The organism is Bacillus sp. ISL-57 (assembly GCF_018613135.1).
GTDB classification, from domain to species: Bacteria; Bacillota; Bacilli; order Bacillales; family DSM-1321; genus Peribacillus; species Peribacillus frigoritolerans.
The window spans coordinates 198,842-219,542 of the sequence record NZ_JAGGQV010000012.1 but is presented as its reverse complement, the minus strand read 5'-3'; the positions used below and the strand labels follow the sequence as shown (position 1 = coordinate 219,542).

Annotated in this window: 23 protein-coding genes and 2 pseudogenes; 10 read left to right on the top strand and 15 right to left on the bottom strand. The window is 42.1% G+C overall.

Annotated elements, in window-relative coordinates:
- Positions 1–72 precede the first annotated feature (72 nt).
- The 3 genes from J7I90_RS17680 to J7I90_RS17670 all read right to left on the bottom strand — a co-directional run bounded on the left by J7I90_RS17680 (position 73) and on the right by J7I90_RS17670 (position 2,391).
- Complete coding sequence (locus J7I90_RS17680) at positions 73–390, bottom strand: YuiB family protein (RefSeq protein ID WP_214773092.1); 318 nt, start codon at positions 388–390, stop codon at positions 73–75.
- A 107-nt stretch (positions 391–497) separates the two neighbouring features.
- Positions 498–977, bottom strand: coding sequence for an NUDIX domain-containing protein (locus J7I90_RS17675; protein ID WP_214773193.1), 480 nt, complete (start codon positions 975–977; stop codon positions 498–500).
- 199 nt (positions 978–1,176) lie between these two features.
- Positions 1,177–2,391, bottom strand: a complete 1,215-nt coding sequence (locus J7I90_RS17670) for an NAD(P)/FAD-dependent oxidoreductase (RefSeq protein WP_214773091.1) — start codon at positions 2,389–2,391, stop codon at positions 1,177–1,179.
- A gap of 474 nt (positions 2,392–2,865) precedes the next feature.
- Here J7I90_RS17670 and J7I90_RS17665 point away from each other — a divergent pair, with 474 nt between their 5' ends.
- Together J7I90_RS17665 and J7I90_RS27490 are read left to right on the top strand one after the other, a co-directional pair.
- On the top strand, positions 2,866–3,858 hold the full coding sequence (locus J7I90_RS17665) for an NAD(P)/FAD-dependent oxidoreductase (protein ID WP_034310210.1): 993 nt from the start codon (positions 2,866–2,868) through the stop codon (positions 3,856–3,858).
- 150 nt (positions 3,859–4,008) lie between these two features.
- A pseudogene (locus J7I90_RS27490) lies at positions 4,009–4,647 on the top strand (NAD(P)H-binding protein).
- A gap of 363 nt (positions 4,648–5,010) precedes the next feature.
- Here J7I90_RS27490 and J7I90_RS17650 read toward each other — a convergent pair.
- Positions 5,011–5,373, bottom strand: coding sequence for a HesB/IscA family protein (locus J7I90_RS17650; protein ID WP_063574759.1), 363 nt, complete (start codon positions 5,371–5,373; stop codon positions 5,011–5,013).
- Between the two features lie 173 nt (positions 5,374–5,546).
- Here J7I90_RS17650 and J7I90_RS17645 point away from each other — a divergent pair, with 173 nt between their 5' ends.
- Positions 5,547–6,293 carry a DUF2225 domain-containing protein gene (locus J7I90_RS17645; protein WP_285289442.1) on the top strand — a complete coding sequence of 249 codons (747 nt, stop codon included), beginning with the start codon at positions 5,547–5,549 and terminating at the stop codon, positions 6,291–6,293.
- Positions 6,294–6,344: 51 nt separating this feature from the next.
- On the opposite strand, the gene J7I90_RS17640 is transcribed toward J7I90_RS17645, so the two are convergent.
- Positions 6,345–6,581: a YuzB family protein gene (locus J7I90_RS17640; protein ID WP_214773087.1), complete on the bottom strand. Its 237-nt coding sequence runs from the start codon at positions 6,579–6,581 to the stop codon at positions 6,345–6,347.
- Positions 6,582–6,869: 288 nt separating this feature from the next.
- Between J7I90_RS17640 and J7I90_RS17635 the strand changes: the two genes are divergently transcribed.
- On the top strand, positions 6,870–7,937 hold the full coding sequence (locus J7I90_RS17635) for an NAD(P)/FAD-dependent oxidoreductase (protein WP_214773086.1): 1,068 nt from the start codon (positions 6,870–6,872) through the stop codon (positions 7,935–7,937).
- Between the two features lie 72 nt (positions 7,938–8,009).
- Here J7I90_RS17635 and J7I90_RS17630 read toward each other — a convergent pair whose 3' ends face one another.
- Positions 8,010–8,339, bottom strand: coding sequence for a YuzD family protein (locus J7I90_RS17630; RefSeq protein WP_214773085.1), 330 nt, complete (start codon positions 8,337–8,339; stop codon positions 8,010–8,012).
- A gap of 133 nt (positions 8,340–8,472) precedes the next feature.
- Between J7I90_RS17630 and J7I90_RS17625 the strand changes: the two are divergent.
- A pseudogene (locus J7I90_RS17625) lies at positions 8,473–8,740 on the top strand (NifU family protein); the annotation flags it as partial.
- A gap of 197 nt (positions 8,741–8,937) precedes the next feature.
- Here J7I90_RS17625 and thrB read toward each other — a convergent pair.
- The 5 genes from thrB to yutH form a co-directional block, all read right to left on the bottom strand.
- A complete protein-coding gene (gene thrB, locus J7I90_RS17620) occupies positions 8,938–9,882 on the bottom strand; it encodes a homoserine kinase (protein ID WP_214773084.1) in 945 nt (314 codons plus the stop codon).
- Positions 9,879–10,940, bottom strand: coding sequence for a threonine synthase (gene thrC, locus J7I90_RS17615; RefSeq protein WP_214773083.1), 1,062 nt, complete (start codon positions 10,938–10,940; stop codon positions 9,879–9,881). The genes thrB and thrC overlap by 4 nt, the downstream gene beginning before the upstream one ends.
- The gene (locus J7I90_RS17610) at positions 10,937–12,235 is read right to left on the bottom strand and encodes a homoserine dehydrogenase (protein WP_214773082.1); all 1,299 of its coding nucleotides are present in this window, start codon (positions 12,233–12,235) and stop codon (positions 10,937–10,939) included. The genes thrC and J7I90_RS17610 overlap by 4 nt, the downstream gene beginning before the upstream one ends.
- Positions 12,236–12,425: 190 nt before the next feature.
- Entirely contained in the window at positions 12,426–13,340 is a 915-nt protein-coding gene (locus tag J7I90_RS27485) for a L,D-transpeptidase family protein (RefSeq protein ID WP_251025352.1), read from the bottom strand.
- Positions 13,341–13,445: 105 nt separating this feature from the next.
- A complete protein-coding gene (yutH, locus tag J7I90_RS17600; protein WP_214773081.1) occupies positions 13,446–14,447 on the bottom strand; it encodes a spore coat putative kinase YutH in 1,002 nt (333 codons plus the stop codon).
- 194 nt (positions 14,448–14,641) lie between these two features.
- On the opposite strand from yutH, the gene J7I90_RS17595 reads away from it, so the two are divergent.
- The gene (locus J7I90_RS17595; RefSeq protein ID WP_214773080.1) at positions 14,642–15,151 is read left to right on the top strand and encodes a phosphatidylglycerophosphatase A family protein; all 510 of its coding nucleotides are present in this window, start codon (positions 14,642–14,644) and stop codon (positions 15,149–15,151) included.
- Positions 15,152–15,210: 59 nt separating this feature from the next.
- Here J7I90_RS17595 and J7I90_RS17590 read toward each other — a convergent pair whose 3' ends face one another.
- The gene (locus J7I90_RS17590) at positions 15,211–15,978 is read right to left on the bottom strand and encodes a TIGR01457 family HAD-type hydrolase (protein ID WP_214773079.1); all 768 of its coding nucleotides are present in this window, start codon (positions 15,976–15,978) and stop codon (positions 15,211–15,213) included.
- Between the two features lie 24 nt (positions 15,979–16,002).
- The gene (locus tag J7I90_RS17585; RefSeq protein WP_214773078.1) at positions 16,003–16,440 is read right to left on the bottom strand and encodes a DUF86 domain-containing protein; all 438 of its coding nucleotides are present in this window, start codon (positions 16,438–16,440) and stop codon (positions 16,003–16,005) included.
- A gap of 342 nt (positions 16,441–16,782) precedes the next feature.
- Here J7I90_RS17585 and J7I90_RS17580 point away from each other — a divergent pair, with 342 nt between their 5' ends.
- Together J7I90_RS17580 and J7I90_RS17575 are read left to right on the top strand one after the other, a co-directional pair.
- Positions 16,783–17,049 (top strand): DUF3055 domain-containing protein, encoded by a 267-nt coding sequence (locus tag J7I90_RS17580; RefSeq protein ID WP_034310182.1) that lies wholly within the window; start codon positions 16,783–16,785, stop codon positions 17,047–17,049.
- A 70-nt stretch (positions 17,050–17,119) separates the two neighbouring features.
- Positions 17,120–17,407 carry a cytosolic protein gene (locus J7I90_RS17575; protein ID WP_170946935.1) on the top strand — a complete coding sequence of 96 codons (288 nt, stop codon included), beginning with the start codon at positions 17,120–17,122 and terminating at the stop codon, positions 17,405–17,407.
- 30 nt (positions 17,408–17,437) lie between these two features.
- Here J7I90_RS17575 and J7I90_RS17570 read toward each other — a convergent pair whose 3' ends face one another.
- Positions 17,438–17,713: a YutD family protein gene (locus tag J7I90_RS17570; protein ID WP_034310177.1), complete on the bottom strand. Its 276-nt coding sequence runs from the start codon at positions 17,711–17,713 to the stop codon at positions 17,438–17,440.
- Between the two features lie 112 nt (positions 17,714–17,825).
- On the opposite strand from J7I90_RS17570, the gene J7I90_RS17565 reads away from it, so the two are divergent.
- Positions 17,826–18,488, top strand: a complete 663-nt coding sequence (locus J7I90_RS17565; RefSeq protein ID WP_214773077.1) for a YhcN/YlaJ family sporulation lipoprotein — start codon at positions 17,826–17,828, stop codon at positions 18,486–18,488.
- 39 nt (positions 18,489–18,527) lie between these two features.
- Here J7I90_RS17565 and lipA read toward each other — a convergent pair whose 3' ends face one another.
- Complete coding sequence (gene lipA, locus J7I90_RS17560; RefSeq protein WP_034310172.1) at positions 18,528–19,442, bottom strand: lipoyl synthase; 915 nt, start codon at positions 19,440–19,442, stop codon at positions 18,528–18,530.
- A gap of 187 nt (positions 19,443–19,629) precedes the next feature.
- On the opposite strand from lipA, the gene J7I90_RS17555 reads away from it, so the two are divergent.
- A complete protein-coding gene (locus tag J7I90_RS17555; RefSeq protein WP_396020069.1) occupies positions 19,630–20,613 on the top strand; it encodes a M23 family metallopeptidase in 984 nt (327 codons plus the stop codon).
- Positions 20,614–20,701 lie beyond the last annotated feature (88 nt).

Here is a 20,701-nt window from a genome sequence, read left to right as displayed (position 1 = left end):
GTAAATAGCAACAAAGTATGCAAAACAGCCTATAAAAAAAAGGACCATCCAAACATGACGGCCCTTCCCTTATTAAAACATTTGATATCCTTTATTCCTTAGAATCCTGATGACCACACCGGCTAAAACCGCGCCAAGCAGCCCGCTTGATAAAATAATGATGTCTGCCATATGCAGGGATGTAAGGTTCTTACCAAGATTGGAAAAAGATATTCCCGGATTCCTAAAATATTCTATTAGCTTTGTTTCATTGACAATGATGATGAAGACGATTGGAAATAAGAAGACCATGATCCACGAAGAACGAAAGAGCATATTCAGCAAAAAGCCAATTCCGAAAAACAATATGAAAAATAAGAGTATTGAGATAATTAAAACAGGCAATGGCATGTTATTCTTGACCCTCCTTAAAAGCGACACCTTTAGTTTACTGAAAAAATAATTGCTGCGTCAACGACTTATACCAAATAATACCGAAGAAAAGATAATTACCCAAATTACAAGAATAGTTTATATGATGTATATCCAAATTGATCTCCCGGATTCAACCCGTCAAGCATCGTCTGCATTCTTTCCTTTTTAAAAGCTAAAAGCTGTTCCAATAGTAACGATTGCTTCCCCTCCTTCATGAGTAAATCAGGGTGATAAAATTTAGCTTCATATAATTCATCCAATTGAGCATGTACTTCAAAACTGAGCGGTTTAAGTAAAAATATCAACATATTATCACTTATATCCCCTTTGATGACTCCGCTTCTCACTCCTACGATGCCTTCGATTTCTGTATGAATGCCCGTCTCCTCCAACACTTCCCTTACGACAGCCTCATCGACGGTTTCATCATTTTTGACAAAACCTGCCGGAAGCGACCATTGCCCTTTCAATCCGCCATACCTTTTGTTCACGACAAGCCACTCACCTTTATCGGATATCACAAGGCCGGACACTGCCAGCCAAACATTTTTGCATCGTTCCACCAAAACCCACTTCCCCTACATTCATTATTTAGTAAGATGATGCCAAAGATAATTTCCTTGATCAAACTTCATCATCCCCATTATATTCCACACAAAAAAATGCATACTCCGCTCTGACGCACTCATCGATGGATGGGCTGCCAATGAAAAGGCCATTCAGGGACAATCCCCAAATGGCCATTATTGATCTATCGAAAAATTAAAGGACGTTGAATTTACCTTTTTTTGCAACAAGTGAGGCTCCGCCAATCATTAACAATGCCCTGTTATCAACCATTTTCTTCATGAATGATGCAGTCTTACCTGTAACTTTCTTGCCGAAGACAACACCAATCGCATTATCTTCACCGAGTGAACATACCGTTCCTTTGTTTTCGAAAGTGAACGTTTCCAGGTCGCTTTCGTTACGCACCAATTTAGTCAGGTTCTTCGCAATGACCTCACCTTGCTGCATCGCTATTTGTGCAGTAGGTGGATATGGACGATTAATTTCCTCGTTGATGATCAAAGCGCAATCCCCTACGATGAAGATATCGTCATGCCCCGGTGCCCGCATGTCAAGGTTCACTTTAATACGGCCGCGCATGGCTTCAAAACCGGAAGCCTCTATCACGGAGTTTCCACGTACGCCAGCTGCCCATACAACGGTGCCCGCTTTTATTTCTTCCACTTCATCTTCGCCTTTTGCCACGATGATGCCTTCAGGAGTCGCACCCTTGATCGGTGTGCCGATTTTGAATTCCACACCTTTTTTCTCAAGGTAAGATACTGCATAATCCACCAATTCCGGATCGAAGCCAGGAAGGACGGCTGGGGCTGCCTCCACACAGTACATGCGGACCTTTTGGAAATCGATGTCGTATTCTTTGCAAAGTTCAGGGACACGGTTAGCCAATTCGCCAAGGAATTCGATACCCGTAAATCCTGCTCCTCCAACAACGATCGTCAAGCGGTCTTCATTCTTTTCGACCTCCGTACTGTACGTAGCGAATTGCAATTGGATATGGTCACGGATTTTACGTGCCGTGTTCACGTTAGAGATAGAGAAAGCATATTCTTTTAGCCCCTGGATTCCGAATGTTTCCGATTCAGGTCCAAGACCAATCACTAAGTAATCATAAGAAATTTCGCCGTTTTCAAGGATGACTTTTTTGTTCTCCGATTTCACTTCCAAAACGGAATCCTGGATGAATTTAACTTTGCTGTTAATGACACTTTTGATTGGATAGCGCACACGATCATGATGAAGCGTTCCAGCGGATGCTTCATGCAGCCATGTTGTTTCATAGTGGTAATCATTTTTGTTAACTAATACGATTTCTGCTTCATTTCGACCTAATGCCTTCTGTAAGCGAGTAACAGTCATCAATCCACCATAACCTGCTCCTAAAACAACGATTGTTGGCTTTTTCAAAAGTATTCTTCCACCTTTACGATATTTTCTTGTGATGCTTTCCATAACTAAAATATATTGTCTATCTTTATAATTTCCATTATAAAAAGCACTCTTATACATTTGTGACGTATTTCACGTAACACTTCATAAATGTCATAAAATATTCATAAAAAATTTACCAAATGATATCTAAGTAAATATTAGTCTTTTTCCTTACCTTTTTCAAGTAACAAACCAAACTTCTTCGGGTTAAAATATAGCCGAAAAACATTATTTCTCACCCAGTTGCGACCATATTCATACGATATGCTCAACATTGGCAAAGGGCAATTTCACCCGGATTTGAAAGCGGATACAGAACATCAATCAGGAAACCGCACAAATATAGTCGAAACTTTCCCACTTTTCTAACTTTCTCCGTTTTTTAAAAGATCATCTATGTTAAAATAAGAGAATAAATTTCAGCAAACCTAGTATATCGGAGGGATAACGTTGGAAGTTAATGAAAAAGTTTATGATATTACAATCATTGGCGGAGGCCCGGTTGGATTATTCACTGCATTTTATGGAGGAATGAGACAGGCATCCGTAAAAATCATCGAAAGCCTGCCACAATTAGGCGGACAATTGTCGGCCCTTTATCCTGAGAAATACATCTATGATATCGCTGGTTTCCCCAAAGTGCGCGCTCAGGAGCTAGTGAATAATTTGAAAGAACAAATGGCAAAATTCGAACAGGATGTCGTCCTGGAGCAAGCCGTTCAAGAAGTGGAAAAGCAAGCCGATGGAGTGTTCAAGTTAACGACTGATAAAGAAATCCATTACTCCAAAACGATTATCATCACAGCTGGAAATGGGGCTTTCCAACCCCGCCGCATCGAAATTGAAGATGCAAAAAAATATGAAAACGGCAACCTTCACTATTTCATCGATGACCTCAATCATTTTGCCGGCAAAAAAGTGGTCGTCTTCGGCGGTGGGGATTCAGCAGTGGACTGGGCCTTAATGCTGGAGCCGATCGCCGAGAAAGTGAGCATCATTCACAGAAGAGATAAGTTCCGTGCCCACGAACATAGTGTAGAAACACTTAAAAATTCAAAAGTGGAAATAAAGACTCCATACATACCTGCAGAGTTGATTGGAACAGACGGACGTATCCATACAATCGTCATCAAGGATACAAATGGTGACGATACAGAGACCATGGATGTAGATGCAGTCATCGTCAATTACGGCTTTGTTTCTTCTCTTGGTCCCATTAAGGAATGGGGACTTGATATCCAGAAGAACAGCATTTTGGTGAATTCCAGAATGGAAACGAATATCCCGGGGATTTATGCAGCAGGCGATATTGCAACCTATGATGGCAAAGTAAAATTGATTGCCAGTGGTTTTGGTGAGGCACCCACTGCCGTCAATCACGCCAAACAATATATTGACCCAAAAGCAAAGGTTCAGCCGATGCACAGTTCTTCCATGTTTTAACTATATTACGCAAAAACCGGCTTTCATGGCCGGTTTTTTTTGTCCCCAATTCGATGATTGTGGATAAGTTTTTAAATTAGTTATCCACAGTGCTCTCCCTTGTCATTCTTGGGTAAAGCGTAGAAGAAGCCATGAAAGGGGAATGCATCCATGAATATTTTAATTGCAGGGGCCCAGGGAACGACCGGAAAGCAGATCATTGGGGAATTATCAAAAAATCCGCAAATGAACGTATACGGGATGATCAGGAAAGAGGAACAGGCTCAAACGATAAAAGAACTCGGTGGGCATCCAATCCTTGCAGATTTAGAGGGAAATGTGGATAAAGCAGTGGATAACATGGAAGCCATCATTTTTGCCGCGGATCTGGACCCAAAACAGGACCGGATAAAACGACAACTGTGGATAAGAATGGAGCCATTAAACTGGATGGTGCCGCCAAAAAGAAAGGGATCGAACGTTTTGTCATGTTAAGCTCTGTCGGTTTCTGATAATCCGGAACATGCCCAAGAAGGAATGCGCCATTATCTTGAAGCAATACATGATGCCGATGTTTTAAAAGCCAGCGGGCTGACATACACGTTTGTCCGGCCGATTGTTTTGACAAATGAACAAGCGATCGGAAAAATCTTTGCGGATGTGAAAGTGGGTCATACTAAAAAGTCCATTCCAAGGGTCGTTGTCGCTTCCGTTCTTGCCCAATCTGTCACAGGGGAGAAAACGTTCAATAAAACATTCGAGATATTATGCGGCACCCTCCCAATCAAGAAGGCTCTGAACAATATGTAAGGCAGAATGAAAAAGGGGCAGTTGTTAAATTCCTCCCTGGACTAGACTGTAGAAACATTCAAAGAAAAGCATGTTTGCCTACCGTTTTTTCTAAAAAACGTTGTAGTTGATTTCAGAAATCCGCTCCCTTTCCGCCGACTGTCTGCCAAGCCTCCTCGACGCAAGCGTCTGTGGGGTCTTGGCTAGCCAGTTATTCGGCAGGAGTGTCGCAAATTTCTTCAATCCAATAAGGTTTACAATAAAAAACAGTAAGGATAATCTAGTCTCGTGTTAGGATGAGACCACCTTGAATCCCTTTTGTCAAAACAAACTAAAGGGGGCACTTGTTAAAGTGCCCCCTTTTTCCGAAGTATTGGAGTTTACTTAGCAGTTCTCCGGCGTGCCGGCGTTTTTTGCCGTTTTGAAGGAAGACCCGCAACCGCATGAAGCGATGGCATTTGGGTTTTCGATCGTAAAGCCTCCACCCATCATCGTTTGTTTATAATCAATTACCGTTCCATTCAATATATCTGCATCCTCGGCATTAACAAGGATCTTAATTTCAAACTGTTCCAGCTGGCTATCTTTTTCTCCGGGCTCTTGTTCAAAGCCCATTCCGTAGGATAATCCACTGCAGCCTCCGCCTTTAACGGCCACTCTTAAAAAGGAACCCTCTTCACCATTATGTTTCATCATTTCTTTTATCTGAAAAGCGGCAGCTTCCGTTATTTGAACAACTTCACTCACAATAAATCCCTCCTTCTTCTGAATATGTGAGATAGAACCATTTCTCCTTATAGTATATACCAAAGAAATTCCCGCGCTCAATTTTCCAGCTTGGAAAAATTCATATTCCCCCACCTATTTTACCAACTAACATTAGTCTATAATAATAGGTATAGGTATAATGGATCAATCCATTGAACCCAATCTTAAATTACAATAAGGGGGTAATCACCATCGAAAGTATACATCCTCTATATGACAAAAGCATGGAATGCCTTTTATGCAAACAAAAATCAACCACTAAAAAGGTACGGTCACGTTTTGTAAAAGTTGCTAAATATGACACGGACTTTTGTCCCATTCATGCTGATTCAGCCGTGAACCCACTTTACTATAATATTTTTGTGTGCCCTCACTGCGGCTTTTCTTATTCCGAGGATTTTTCACGGCACTTCCCCCCCACTACAATGGAAATCATTTTGGAAAAAGTCAGCTCCCAGTGGGTTCCCCAACATTTTAGCAAGGAAAGATCCATTAAAGACGCGATCAATACATACAAGCTGGCGAGTTATTGCGGATCTTTAAAAAAGGAAAAACATATAATCCTTGCTGGAATCTGTTTACGGATTGCCTGGTTATATCGGATCAAACAAAACAATGAACAAGAAGAAAGATTTTTGAGGTTCGCCCTAAAGGAATATGAAGCATCGTATTCAACAGGGGACTTCAGCGGCACCCAGGTATCCGAAGCCCGGATCCTTTATCTCGCTGGCGAAATCTCAAGAAGGATAGGCAATGAAAAGGCAGCCATCAAGTTTTTTTCATTGGTGTTCGAAAGACAAAAAAATGCCCGGGAAGCCTCCATCATCCAGATGGCCAGGGACCGCTTTCAGGAACTCAAACGGACCCCGGAAACTCCCCACCATTTGCTGCAACGCTGATAAAAAAAGGGCTGTCCCTTCCAGGAACAGCCTCTTATCTGCCGTTGATGATTAAGACATTTCATATTCATCAATGTACTTATATATTTTATCTACCAATTCATCCGTTGTGTCACCAAAAACCACTTCACCGTTTACAAGTGCATATAAGTTACTGGAGCATCTGCCGCAATATCCCAGGCAACCATATTCTATGATATCCAAATTCGGATCCCGCTCCAATCTTTCCAGAGCCTCCTGAGCCCCGCTGGCTAGATTGCTTACGCAAAATTCAATAATCGGGTACATTGTTTCACCTCACAGTCACTAACAACCCATCTTATTACTTTTCCCATTAACAGTCAATATTTACGCATAAAAAATAAGCCTATTTCAAGATATCGGTTGTGATTTCCTTTTATATTCGTTATACTTTTGTCGGGGTACGTAAAAAAAGAAAATTATCTAATTTTTTATTCTTACTACAAATTGGGGTATATATATTTAATTAAACTTTTAAGGGGACCATTTGGGGGAATCCTATAGTTAAGTGCTAATCAAATTTTTCAAGAGATCAAATAAAGGGGAAAATATCATATGAAGAATCTAGTCATACTTGGTGGCGGGTATGGTGGTATGCGCATGTTGCAAAGATTGCTGCCTAATCAGCTTCCTGAAAATGTGAGCATCACGCTTATCGACCGTAATCCTTATCACTGCTTAAAAACGGAATATTATGCTTTAGCAGCAGGTACCATTCCAGATCAGCACATCCGTGTTGCATTTCCTGAACATCCTCGCTTGAAGAACGTATACGGAGAAGTACTTTCCATCGATATGGAAAATAAACAGGTCATTATAGAAAATCAAGATCCTGTCGTTTATGATGATTTAGTCATTGGCCTTGGCTGCGAAGATAAATACCACGATATTCCTGGTGCAGACTTACACACTTACAGTATCCAAACAATCGATAAATCACGCCGCACATATTCAGCTTTGAATAATTTAGGTGCCGGTGCAACCGTTTCTATCGTTGGTGGCGGACTGAGCGGTGTTGAGCTTGCAAGTGAATTGATTGAGAGCCGTTCAGATTTAAACGTTAAGCTATTTGACCGTGGGCCGCATATTCTATCTGCTTTCCCAGAAAGATTAAGTACTTTTGTCGAATCATGGTTCGATAAACATACCATCGAAATCGTCCATCATTCAAATATTACGAAAGTTGAACCAAACCTTCTCTATAATGGAGACGAAGCCGTTCAAAGCGACGTCATCGTATGGACAGCTGGAATTCAGCCAAGCAAGATCATCCGCGATATGGATATTGAAAAAGACCGTCAAGGAAGAGCCGTTCTGACTCCTCAGCATTTCCTTCCTAATGATGACAGCATCTTTGTAGTCGGCGATTGCGCGAGCCTGCCTCATGCACCTAGTGCTCAATTAGCGGAGTCCCAAGCTGAGCAAATCGTCCAAGTCCTTGTGAAGAAATGGGCAAATGAACCACTTCCGGAAAGCTTCCCTACCATGAAATTAAAAGGAACATTAGGTTCCCTTGGGAAGAAACAAGGTTTTGGTCTTGTTGCAAATCGCCCAATCACCGGCAGAGTGGCACGCCTAATGAAATCAGGCATTCTCTGGATGTATAAATACCATAACGGTTGATTCATAAACTGGCCCATTGAGCTGCATGCAGCCCATCCATGGGTCAGTTTTTCTTATTTCTTCCATTATATATCACTCCCGCACCGAGTATCCATATTTCTCCATCGTTTCCACCACTTTTTTGAGACGGACATTTCCTTCCGCAATGATTTCACCTTCGATGAGGACCAATGGATAAAATAAATCTTCCTCGATCATCTTCTCGGCAAAGCTCTTTTGCTTCAATGTTTCTGGTGGGTTATACATATCTATATAGGATATTTTGAATGGCTGCTCAGGAAATTTTCTCGTTAAAGCGGCTTCAAGCCACTCGCAGGTATCTTTCGAAGAGGGGAGATTCACACAACTCGCGCAAATTTGCTCCGCTCCATACACTTCTATTTCAATATCTTTCCTTACCATACTCTTCCTCCTTCAGTTTATTATAGTTGCTTCATTTGAATAATGTTTAAAACTTCACCTGTTTCCATCATACCAGAATAATATAGATTATATTTCCGCAAAGTTACAGTTGGATTTTTTATTACCTTCGCATTATAATATGATTAGGAAAGGAGTCGATTGCAATGTCTGAACAAACAATGGAAGTTCAAGTTCAAGAAGTCCTAGATAAGCTTCGTCCGTTTCTTCTTCGTGATGGCGGTGACTGTGAACTAGTTGACGTAGAAGATGGAATTGTAAAATTACGATTACTAGGAGCTTGTGGAAGCTGTCCTAGTTCGACCATTACGCTAAAAGCTGGGATTGAGCGTGCCCTTCTTGAAGAAGTTCCTGGTGTAGTGGAAGTTGAACAAGTTTTCTAATAGCCCTTTAAATAACATGCAGCGTAAAGATGAAGGGTCACTTCATCTTTACACGTTCAACCTTTTTTCATGCAGGCCGGAATCTTTTTGCGGACTGTAATAAAAATAAAGCTGACTCGGCTTTTGCCCTATCAAATGAATTGATACGGCTTGACACGGGTCAGCTTTTTTATTTGTGGACGGCAAATGAACACCGCTCACGATTTCAAAAACTTCAATTCCTTTTTTTCCTGTTCAGAAAGGATTGCCGTATAACTTCCATCATTATCGATTTCCAATTCCTTCACATGGAATTCCGGAAATCTACCCTTCAATGCAGTGAGCAAACCTTCACTTTTTTCTGGAGATGCCAAGCATAAAACAGTTGGACCTGCTCCGCTTAGTGCCGCACCAAATCCGCCTTCATTAAGGACGACTTCTTCTATAAGCGCTAAATGAGGGACCAACTCCGCTCGATATGGCTGATGGAAACGATCGCTTTGCATCATCTCACCAACAAGTTTCCAATCTTTCGATAGAACGCCTGCAAGCATTACATTTGCGGCTGCGCTCCCGCTTATCGCATCTTTATAGGAAAGCGAATTCGGAAGGACATTTCTTGAATCCTCAGTAAGCAATTCAAAATCGGGAATGACAGCGATGACCTTGACTCCCTCGATCGGAAACGACAGGACATCCGTCCTTTCCTCCGTATGAAGGCCCACAACCAATCCGCCATACACAGATGCCCCCGCATTATCGGGATGCCCTTCAAAGAGGGAAGCATGCCTATTCTTCTCCTCATTTGATAAATGAAGCTCACCAACGATGTTCGCCAATTCAATTCCCGCCACAATGGCGGAGGCGCTGCTTCCAAGCCCCCGCGCCAGTGGAATTTCGCTAGAGACGAAAAGCCGGCATGGGGATAGTTCCTTTCCATAGGAAGCCGCCGTTTCCTTGGCAATTTGGACGATATAATTACGATCATCCCTTGGAAAAACAGACATTTCCTCTGAAAGCGGGACGACTTCCCAATGATCTGATGTTGATCCGTGTATTTCCAAGTAAAGTCCTAGCGCCAATCCGATGGAATCGAATCCTGGCCCTAAGTTGGCCGTACTTGCCGGTACACGGATCAAGAACATCTCTGATTCCGCACTCATGCCTGTTTCACACCCTGCAGATGTTCCAAAATGACTTCTTCATCCATTGGCAGCAATGTAGGTTGAATCGTACTCGTATTGACTGCCACATTCGGATCCTTCAATCCATTTCCAGTCAATACAGCAACAATCTTACTTCCCTTTTTGATTTCACCGCTTTTTAATTGTTTATAGATACCTGCAATGGAAGCACATGATGCCGGCTCTGCAAATACCCCTTCTTTTTTAGCAAGGAAATGGTAGGCTTCCAGAATTTCTTCGTCTGTCACCTCATCAATTTTGCCTTTTGATTCATTTGCCGCTTCCACAGCAAACTTCCAACTAGCAGGATTTCCAATCCGGATGGCCGTTGCAATCGTTTCTGGATTTTCAATAATGCTATCCCGGACAATTGCAGCCGCTCCTTCCGCTTCGAACCCTCTCATTTCAGGAAGGCCCGTTTGTTTCGATTCGTTATATTCCTTAAAGCCTTTCCAGTAAGCCGTTATATTCCCTGCATTCCCGACTGGCAGCGCCAAAATATCCGGTGCGGAGCCGAGAGCATCACAAATTTCGAAAGCGGCTGTCTTCTGCCCTTCAATCCGGTATGGGTTGACCGAATTCACAAGAGTTATCGGTGAACTCTCACTAAGTGAACGGACGATCTTTAAAGCTTGGTCGAAGTTCCCTTCGATCGAGATGATTTCCGCTCCATACATAACAGCTTGGGCAAGCTTGCCCATCGCTATTTTACCTTCCGGGATGACGACGATACAGCGCAGGTTTGCACGGGCCGCATAAGCTGCTGCAGCGGCTGATGTATTCCCAGTGGAAGCACAGATGATCGTGTCACTGCCCTCTTCTATCGCTTTGGCGACGGCCATGACCATTCCGCGGTCCTTAAATGACCCAGTTGGATTTGCCCCTTCATATTTTACATGTAAGTCGATTCCCCACTCTTCGGATAATCGATTCAGTCTGATTAAAGGTGTATTGCCCTCCAAAAGGGTTAGTTCAGGCGTGTTTTCATTAACGGGTAAAAAATCTTTATACGTGCTTATAAGTCCTTGCCAGCTCATTTGATGTCCTCTCCTTCAACTCTGTATGTGCTTTTCACTTCTCTTACCATATTGTAATCATGTAATTTCTGTATTATTTGCTCAAATGCTGCCTTTGTGGCAGTATGCGTAACTAATACGATTTCGGAAGATTCCTTTTCATCCAGAGGCAATTGTAGGATTTTATCGAATCCTACCCCGTGCTCGGCAAATAAATTCGTGATTTTGGCTAAAACGCCCACTTCATCCTGAACATGTAACCGAATGAAGAATTTAGCGAAAATCTCAGTGGCATCCTTTAATTGTTTCGGGTACTGAGGTGCAACGGCACTGCGGCCATTTACGCCCAGCCTCATATTCTTGATGACCGTCACCATATCCGAAACGACTGCAGTCGCAGTAGGAAGACTGCCAGCCCCCGGTCCGTAAAACATCGTTTCCCCTACGGCTTCCCCATAAACGTATACAGCATTATACTCATTATTTACCGATGCCAATGGATGTGCTTCCGGAAGAAGTGCAGGCTGGACACTTACGTCGACCCTATCCCCCGCCCTGGAAGCGACCCCGATCAATTTCATTGTATACCCAAGCTTCTTGCTATATCTCAAATCCTCTTCGGATATTTCGGTAATGCCCTGTACCTCAACATCATTCAAACCAATGTTCATTGAGAACCCGAGTGTTGATAGGATCGCCATTTTACGGGCCGCATCCAATCCGCCTACATCGGCTGTCGGATCGGCTTCAGCAAATCCCAGCTCCTGGGCTTCCTTCAATACGTCATCATAAGCTCTGCCTTCCTTGCTCATTTTCGTTAAAATGAAGTTTGTCGTTCCATTTACGATTCCCATCATTTTCGTGATGCGGTCAGAAGATAACCCATCGACAAGACCGCGTAAAATCGGAATTCCCCCTGCAACACTTGCTTCATAGAACAAATCACATTGATTATCGGTGGCCAATTCCAACAGTTCCGGTCCATGTAAAGCCATTAGGTCTTTGTTGGCCGTAACGATATGCTTTTTATTTTTTATCGCTTCTATTAGATAGCCGCGTGTTTCTTCGATTCCGCCCATCACTTCTATTACAACATCAATCTCGGGATTCGAAAGGATATCCTCAGGATTGTCCGTTAACATTCCTTTTTCGATCGCGACAAGCCGCTCCTTCGTCGTGTCTTTCACTAGTATCTTCTTAATGGATATGGAACAGCCCACTTGGTGCATGAGCTTGTCCTGATGCCTTTCAATGATTTGGACGACTCCTGATCCGACTGTACCTAACCCCAATAAACCGATCGAGATGGCTTTCATAATTTGGTTCCCCCTTAAAACTGTTTGCCTGTAAAAAACATTTGTATTTGTATAGTAGACATTATAAGTTCAATTCACATAATTATCAATAGTTAGAAAAGATGGATGCACGAACTTTTTTCGTCCATCCCTTGAACGAGTAAGGACGGGTACCGTTAATTTTTTTATGGGAAAACCATTTTGATGATTATTACTTAATGCTCTTCAATGAATCATTTGTACCCATTACAATATGTGGCTTTTGCACGGGATCCATCCACTTCAGTAAACTGAGGACATTCCTTTCGGCCGTGGCTGTACATCCCGCCGTCGGTTTTGTACCCCCTCTCCATATATGGAGAAAGATTGCACTGCCTTTTCCTTTTATGATGGGATCCGTATTATAATTGATGACCGCTCCATACCTATACAGTTCATGATTCATCCTTTCAAAAGACTTCCATTTAACTGCAGGATTCCCTTTATAGGTTTTCCACTTGTTATAATCCTTGGATGTCTGATCATCAATCCAGTAGTCATATTTGGTCGTTTTCTTATATCCCATTTTCATTCCGGCCGGCTTCGTTTCGCTTCCAAAGGCCGTACCAAAGGAATAAATTCCAACCGGGGATTTCCCATCCCCTTCTTTTTTGCTCTTCGTGAAGCCGTTCTTCCCAATGACACCCTCCATCTTCTTCAATGCCCGGCGCCATTCCCCTTGTTTCTTCTCATAAGTCTGGATCGTGACCTTCGTATCATTCATCGATTTACCTGTCGCCGATACAACTTGGTTAACGCCTTTCCTCCTATCGAATTTCTTCAGAAGAGCTTTTTCATCGGTACTGAAAACCTCTTTTACATCTGCCATATTGATATATGCGGCCTTATTTGCGTGACAGATTTTATACCAGTTTCCAGTTCTCCCGCTTGCCGATAATTCTTTGTTTTTCTTATACGTTTTTAACGTTTTACTGGCAGCCGACGCCTTTTCTTTCACATCCGCTTCAGACTTCAAGACAATCTTGTATTGAGCGGATTCGCAACTTGTTCTCGATTCAGCTTTCGCAAGATTCGCTGTTTGGATGATTAAAAAGGCTATGAGGGCGGCCATCATCAATCCTTTCATGATCCCATCCTTCCGCAGTGATTAAATAACTAATTATTCTAAAAAATCTTGTTATCATCATAACATAGTAAGTAAGAATGAATCATATTTCTTTTCCGTTTTTATCTAAATCCAGTCAATTTTAGGCAAATCATAATGCTTGGCAGGGACCTCTGCCAATTCATAAAAATGTTTGAGGAAGGACTCATAAAGTTGGGAGGATTTCGCGATCGAGGCTATTTTATCCTCCAATTCATTCGACCTTGATTCCGTCGTTTTTGAAAAATACTCTTCCACCGTTTCAAAATAATGAATGGGAAACAGCATCCTCGAATATAACAACCGGGCTGAAAAACTGGAGAAGGGTTCAATGGACTGATATTCGTGAAAGAAATGGCCAATGCCCCGCTGATGGGTATGCACATTTTGAAAATAATGTTCCCTCACCCATTCCGCGACATCCCTTGTTCCGTGGTCAAATACCCAATCGAACGGATTTTTCATCCACTTATTGCTTTTCCAGGTATCATGTAAAAACCGTTCATAACATACGGTTCCGCTATCGACAATTTGCGGGGTATCATCAATTTCCGTGTCGACTAAATATTGAATCGCATTTTCACCTAGGACCATATAATAGGGAAAGGTTTCTATAAATAATTTTTCAAACTGGTTATCAGGATGGGCGTTGAGCTTATCCCGCCAAATCTTTTCTAACTGATCGATCCTTCGTTCCCAGAGTTCTTTCCATTTACCGATTCTTGAACATGTTCGAATCGTTTCATTAATCGTTCTCCCACGCTGATGGAATCTTGCCAGACGTCTTCCCGGGTTGAAATTTCTCGGACCTTCCAATGCCTGATTGGCGAGAAGGATGAATAATTGTTCATCCGCTTCCGAAACATAACTTCCATGATTGGCAAGGACAAAGGCGGATACGTGACGATCACCTTGTGAAATCAGATGTTGAGACATTTTATACCGTTCCACTATTTCCTCCTGCTCCATATTTTCAATGGGAACGATACTGTACACCATATTTCCTGAACGGAAGCTTGGAAACCTGACATTGGCTTCTTCAAGCTCCACCTGTATGCCATAATTATTAAAAATGATTTCTTCTATCATGGAATGGCCTCCTTCATCAAATGGATATAATAGAAATATTGGACATCATATACTTATATATATGTGGAATAACCCGTTTTCTGAATGATTATCGAAACCTTATTAGAAATTCCAATCAAAACATCCTCCATAGGTTTTAAGTTTAATCAAACCAAACTGCCTGCATTAGAACTATCCCTTTAAAATATAGAGAAATGGGTGATGAAATGGCTAATATTGAACAATCAATGTCTGAAAAAACGGCTCGGAAATGGCTAATTGAACGAGGAGTGAAATTGGAGGATATCGCTGAGCTTGTCATGTATTTACAATCCAGCTACCATGAAAATCTCCAAATGTCTGATTGCCTTCACAATGTCGAACGGGTCCTTTCAAAACGTGAGGTCCAAAATGCCATCCTTACCGGCATACAGTTGGATATTCTGGCTGAGAAAAAACTGCTCGAGGAGCCTCTGCTGAGCATCATTGAAATAGACGAAGGCCTATATGGGGTCGATGAAATATTGGCTTTTTCAATTGTGAATGTTTATGGATCCATCGGCTTTACCAACTATGGTTTCATCGATAAACAAAAGCCGGGTATCTTAAAATATTTAAACGATAAAAGCACAGGTAAGGTGAACACCTTTTTAGATGATATCGTTGGGGCAATTGCCGCTGCCGCTTCAAGCCGGCTTGCCCATAGAACCGAAAATGCGGAATAGTAAACGAATGATATTCCGACATGAAAAAACCAGGGCTGCATTCGCAGACCTGGTTTTTTTCATTCAAAGCGCCATAAGTCAAGGGTGTCCACCACATGCGTAGGCTGCTCCTTATATTGCTTTAAACGTTCTTTTGTCGTTACGCCAGTATGTACAAGCAGTGTATCGATCCCAGCATTAATGCCGGCAAGGATATCCGTATCATAGTTATCTCCAACCATGATTGTCTCTTCTTTAGGAACCCCCAATACTCTTAGGGCTTGCTCCACTATGACGGATTCTGGCTTTCCGATGAAAATCGGCTGTACCTGGGTCGAAACGGAAACAACGGAGGTCAAGGAACCATTCCCAGGCAAAAGGCCTTGCTCGGTAGGAATAGCAATATCACCATTGGTCGAAATGAAAACAGCACCATTTCTTACAGCAAGACAGGCTTTTGACAACTTTTCATAATTGATGCCGCGGTCGATGCCCATGACCAGAAAATCCGGATGCTCTTCCACAAGCTTCATTCCTTTTTCCTTAAGAGACTCGATGATGCCTTCTTCACCCACCACATAGACCGATGCACCTTTCTTTTGTTCAGCTATGTAAATGGCCGTGGCCATGCTTGTCGTGAAAACCTGGTCATCCTCCGTCGATATGCCGAGGCTTCTCAATTTATCCGCTACCTGTGCCGGAGTTCGGGATGAATTATTGGTGACGAATAAATAAGGGATATCCCTTTTCCTTAAGTCATTAATAAACCCTGCCGCTTCCGCAATTTGTTCCGTTCCGCGATACATGGTGCCATCCAAGTCAATTAAATATCCTTTATACGACTTCATTTGAAATTCGCCTTCCTAACGCTGCTAGTTTTTAAAAGCTGAAACAGGTCCCAATTCATTCGTTAAATAGTTCCTCACCAAATCAGGGAATTGCTTGAATGCCTCGATATTTTCCGAAAATACGGCATGCAGTTCTTTGTGGTTCACTTCAATGAAGTCTTGAACCAGCATTTTCCTTAATGGCAAAACCTTTTTGAATTGCATCGCTTTTTCTTCTGAAATCACTTTTTCATCTTGAAGGATATCGATAATATCCTCATAACTTCCTGGATCACGCATAATGAAACCATCAATTACCGCATTTCCTACATCCAACACGGAATCGATGGAAGTTTGTATAAGCCTTTCAGCGATAAGTTCCGAATGCTCTCCATCCCAATTATCCTGCCCCTCAAAAAGTCCAAGCTGCTTTTCAAGAAAACCTAATATTTGTTCAATCTTTTGGCGGTCTACAAAGTACATTTTTTCCAGATCCTTTCTGATCTAAGATGATATAGGGAATCATTGGTTGAGTGAGCGGCATAGTTAAAAGCTGTACCGAACCAACCTTATTCCTTGATGATACCATAGCTTCTCCCTTACTCTCAATTCCTTCAACTACACATTGCCTTTTCTACGGGGATGCATTTCCAGACGTACACTCCCGATTCCATTTATATTCTTGCCATTTTCATTTAATCGATGAATGCCATTATTGCCGAAGCGAAATGTTCAACCGGAACCCCCGAAAAATGTCTGTTCCCCTATTGAAGTCACTTTGTTATGATGGAACTACAAATGTGAAGATAAGAAGGGAATGATACTATGGAAGATCGTTTTTATTTATACAATGACGTCGTTGATTCAAAAACCCGGTTCATAAGCTTCATGGGAGAGGAATCAAGATTCGATCTGGCCATTACGGCAACCGATCGTTTCTATGGAAAGAAGCTTGTTTTAAATATGCAGAGTAACCGTTTCGCGATTATTGGGCCTGATGATTTGGAAGAGGAAGGCTATCTTGAGCATGCCTTTCAATTGTCGGAAGCGGAAGCCGAAGAACTTCGTCACTTTTTAATGGAAATCGTCTGAGTGCTGAAGTTTTTTAGCTTAAACGGGAAACCTACTGAGTGTAAGACCGATTACATGAGGGGGGATAATCTTGGACAAAGAAGAATACCACGATTTTTCCAATGTCGAAAAACAGAGGGATTATTTAATTCCTGAAGAATTTCCCGAAGGACCTTTTGGATCAGCCATAGCAAAAGATGAACCAGTTCAGAATAAAAATACCCCGTGGCAGGAAGGGCAACGATATCAAAGTGCCTTTAATTATGAAAATAAATCGTTACATGAGGGTATGCCTCGACAATATCCTGGGGCACATCCGACACATGATGATTCAGAAAAAGACGAACAGCCTCCATATAAAGGATATGGTAACTCTTAACATGGAAGGCCAGAGTGAATTCTGGCCTTTTTATTTCTTTATTTTCTTCACGACGAAATAAGGACAGCCAAAATTGCAGTATTCATATAAATATTCACTCAGCGTGCTTATTTTCGTATCAAAGGTGGCTTTCTGATTGGAATCATCAAAAAATCCACGCAGCCTCAATTGCCCGTAACCCCAATCGCCCACTATATAATCATACTTCGTTAAAATCTCACTGTATCTGGCTTTAAACGCTTCTTCGTTATAGCCTTCCCTTTCATCCTCAATTATTTCATAGGTCATGTTATTGATGTTAATCATGTTTTCACCTCTCATATATAAATTCCTTCTTTAAATTATAACTGATTCCCCATCAATTACTAAGCGAAAAATAGAGAAATATGTTCATCCTAAAGTTATGGGGGTGTTATTGATGAAAAAAACGATAATAACGATAGGTTTAAGCTCGATTATTGCACTAACCGGATGTGCTGATAAAGAAAAAGACCAGGGGCTAGGTGCAAAAAACAATGCCGGTAACCCAACGAACGTAAATAATCCAACTCAATATTATGACGAGGATTATCGTAATAATGACAATAAAAGTGATGATTTCGGTTTTACCCGCACAAATAGTGCAACCATTGACGGCCGTAACATTTCCAACAAAGCTGCTTCCATTGACCGTGAACAACTTTCTGATGTCATCTCTAAACTGAGTGTTCAGATTCCAAATGTCAATGATGCCGCTACCCTCGTTACTGATGAGGAAGTGCTTGTCGTATATGATACCAATGCAAAGGATCGGACGGAAACCGCAGACCAGGTTAAACGTACTGCCATGTCCGTCGTGCCTCGCTACTATCATGTCTATGTCAGTGATGATTATCAAACCCTTGCCCAAGATGTCGAGAATTTCGCTACAGTGAAATCCGGCAGCAGAGGGATTGACTATACGATTGAACAAACCATCAAAAGAATGCTGAAGTCGCCTCAAGGATACAAAATGAGTGATGGTGAAAATGAAAACGGCGAAATGGTTAACGATAAAAGAGATCATCACGATAACATCCATCAAAAAATGGATAACCGTTGAATACAAAAGGACCGAATTTTTTCGGTCCTTTATTTCACTCTATTTCAATAATTCTTCACCTTTGCTCTGCTTATGTTTAGCCGCAGCATTAACCTGTTCATCCGCATGATAGGACGAACGGACAAGCGGACCTGATTCACAATGGCTGAACCCTTTTTCCAATGCACGTTCTTTCAGTTCGGCAAATTCTTCAGGCGTGTAGTATTTCAGCACTTTTAAATGCTTTTTAGTCGGCTGCAAATACTGGCCGATCGTCATGATATCCACATTATTAGCCCTTAGGTCATCCATTGTCTCAAGGATTTCCTCACGCGTTTCACCCAGCCCCACCATTAAACTGGACTTTGTCGGTATTTCCGGATACAGTTCCTTGGCTCTTCTTAAAAGCTCCAATGAACGATCATACTTGGCCTGAGCCCGTACACGGTCGGATAAACTTCTGACAGTCTCTATATTATGGTTCAGGATATCCGGTTTAGCATCCATCAAAGTCTTGATATTTTCAAACACCCCGCCCATATCAGACGGCAATACTTCAATTGATGTAAATGGATTTTTGCGGCGGATGGCACGGACCGTTTCAGCGAAAACTTCAGCGCCTCCATCCTTTAAATCATCACGGGCAACAGCTGTAATGACGACATGCTTTAAATTCATCAAAACAACGGAATCGGCAACACGCTCCGGTTCAGCCCAATCCAATTCATTCGGACGTCCGGTTGTTACTGCACAAAAACGGCAAGCCCTTGTACAGATTTCACCTAGAATCATGAAAGTGGCCGTCCTTCTAACTGCCCAGCATTCGTGAATATTCGGACATTTTGCCTCTTCACAGACAGTGTGAAGATTTTTCTCGCGCATCATATTTTTTAAACCGAGGTAATTTTCGTTAGTATTAAGCTTTATTTTCAACCAATCTGGTTTTCGAAGAATTTCTTTATTTCTAGAAGACATGAAAATGCCACTCCATTCTATAGAAATTAACACACCCTACTTTAACAATAAAAAAGCATTTATACAAGTTATAGTTGGTTTCCCATTATTTATTTTTCATGTTTATTGCCAAATCAGCAAAACTATAAAAGATGGATGGACTGATGTCTTTTAATAACGGAGAATATCATGAAAGGAGCCTGCCCCGTTGAAAAAATTATTCCTTCTAACGATAACTTGTTTGTTTATCTTGGCACCAGGCCAAGTCGCCAATGCTGCCAATACCCCTGATGTTTATGCCGGGAGAATGGCGCTATATAAAAATATGGAGGCTGCCCTCCAAATCCCGTGGTATTACCTTGCTGGAGCAGATCAATATGAGCACAGCCTAAGGGCCGCACGAAGGGATTTAGAGCCGGCAAAAGGTTTTATAGGCATCCACATCGAGCCTTCAAAGTGGAGCGGGGCTCTCAATCCAGACTTAAACGATGTGAACCCGCTCACGATTACATTTTTTGATGGGTTGGGCCAGGATGGCAATGGTGATGGCAAAGCGGATATCACTAATGATACCGATCGATTGTATGCTTTTTCGAAGCATCTCCAAGCATATGGTGCAGATGAAGATAATATCCGGATCGGCTTGTGGGATTATTATAAACGCGATAAAGCCGTCAGCATCATTATCGGCAATGCCGAGATTTATAAGAAATACGGCCGGTTGGATCTACATGAAAAAGCCTTCCCGGTTCCAGTGCGGACTCATTATACGTACTTGAATACATGGGGAAGCGCTCGCGGATGGGGCGGAAGAAGAATCCATGAGGGCACCGATATTTTTGCGGATTATAGCCTTCCCGTTCGTTCCACGAGCTATGGAATCATTGAAATGAAAGGCTGGAATAAATTCGGCGGTTGGAGGATCGGGATACGGGATTTAAATAATACCTATCATTACTTTGCCCATTTAAGCGGCTTCGCCAAAGGGTTGAAAGTCGGTCAAATCGTTGAGCCCGGACAAGTCATCGGGGGTGTCGGCAGTACGGGCTACGGTCCTCCAGGAACTTCCGGAAAATTCCCTCCTCATCTTCATTACGGAATGTACAAAGACAACGGAATCACAGAATGGAGCTTTGACCCTTACCCCTATTTAAAATTGTGGGAAAGGAAAGATCTCGCCAAAAAGAAATAGTGAGCGGCGTGAATTTTACGCTGCTTTTTTTTGATTCGAACATAAACCCCTGAACTTGATGCATAGTTATTAGTAAAGGGGGCTAAAG

Coding starts and splice junctions, on each gene's coding strand:
- J7I90_RS17585 (WP_214773078.1), bottom strand. CDS start 16,440: ATGTACTTTGTAGACCGCCAAAAGATTGAACAAATATTAGGTTTTCTT.
- J7I90_RS17590 (WP_214773079.1), bottom strand. CDS start 15,978: ATGAAGTCGTATAAAGGATATTTAATTGACTTGGATGGCACCATGTAT.
- J7I90_RS17610 (WP_214773082.1), bottom strand. CDS start 12,235: ATGAAAGCCATCTCGATCGGTTTATTGGGGTTAGGTACAGTCGGATCA.
- thrC (WP_214773083.1), bottom strand. CDS start 10,940: ATGAGCTGGCAAGGACTTATAAGCACGTATAAAGATTTTTTACCCGTT.
- J7I90_RS17595 (WP_214773080.1), top strand. CDS start 14,642: ATGGGTGATGAAATGGCTAATATTGAACAATCAATGTCTGAAAAAACG.
- J7I90_RS17565 (WP_214773077.1), top strand. CDS start 17,826: ATGAAAAAAACGATAATAACGATAGGTTTAAGCTCGATTATTGCACTA.
- J7I90_RS17570 (WP_034310177.1), bottom strand. CDS start 17,713: ATGATTAACATCAATAACATGACCTATGAAATAATTGAGGATGAAAGG.
- thrB (WP_214773084.1), bottom strand. CDS start 9,882: ATGAGTGCGGAATCAGAGATGTTCTTGATCCGTGTACCGGCAAGTACG.
- J7I90_RS17680 (WP_214773092.1), bottom strand. CDS start 390: ATGCCATTGCCTGTTTTAATTATCTCAATACTCTTATTTTTCATATTG.
- lipA (WP_034310172.1), bottom strand. CDS start 19,442: ATGTCTTCTAGAAATAAAGAAATTCTTCGAAAACCAGATTGGTTGAAA.
- yutH (WP_214773081.1), bottom strand. CDS start 14,447: ATGATAGAAGAAATCATTTTTAATAATTATGGCATACAGGTGGAGCTT.
- J7I90_RS17635 (WP_214773086.1), top strand. CDS start 6,870: ATGAAGAATCTAGTCATACTTGGTGGCGGGTATGGTGGTATGCGCATG.
- J7I90_RS17580 (WP_034310182.1), top strand. CDS start 16,783: ATGGAAGATCGTTTTTATTTATACAATGACGTCGTTGATTCAAAAACC.
- J7I90_RS17640 (WP_214773087.1), bottom strand. CDS start 6,581: ATGTACCCGATTATTGAATTTTGCGTAAGCAATCTAGCCAGCGGGGCT.
- J7I90_RS17630 (WP_214773085.1), bottom strand. CDS start 8,339: ATGGTAAGGAAAGATATTGAAATAGAAGTGTATGGAGCGGAGCAAATT.
- J7I90_RS27485 (WP_251025352.1), bottom strand. CDS start 13,340: ATGAAAGGATTGATGATGGCCGCCCTCATAGCCTTTTTAATCATCCAA.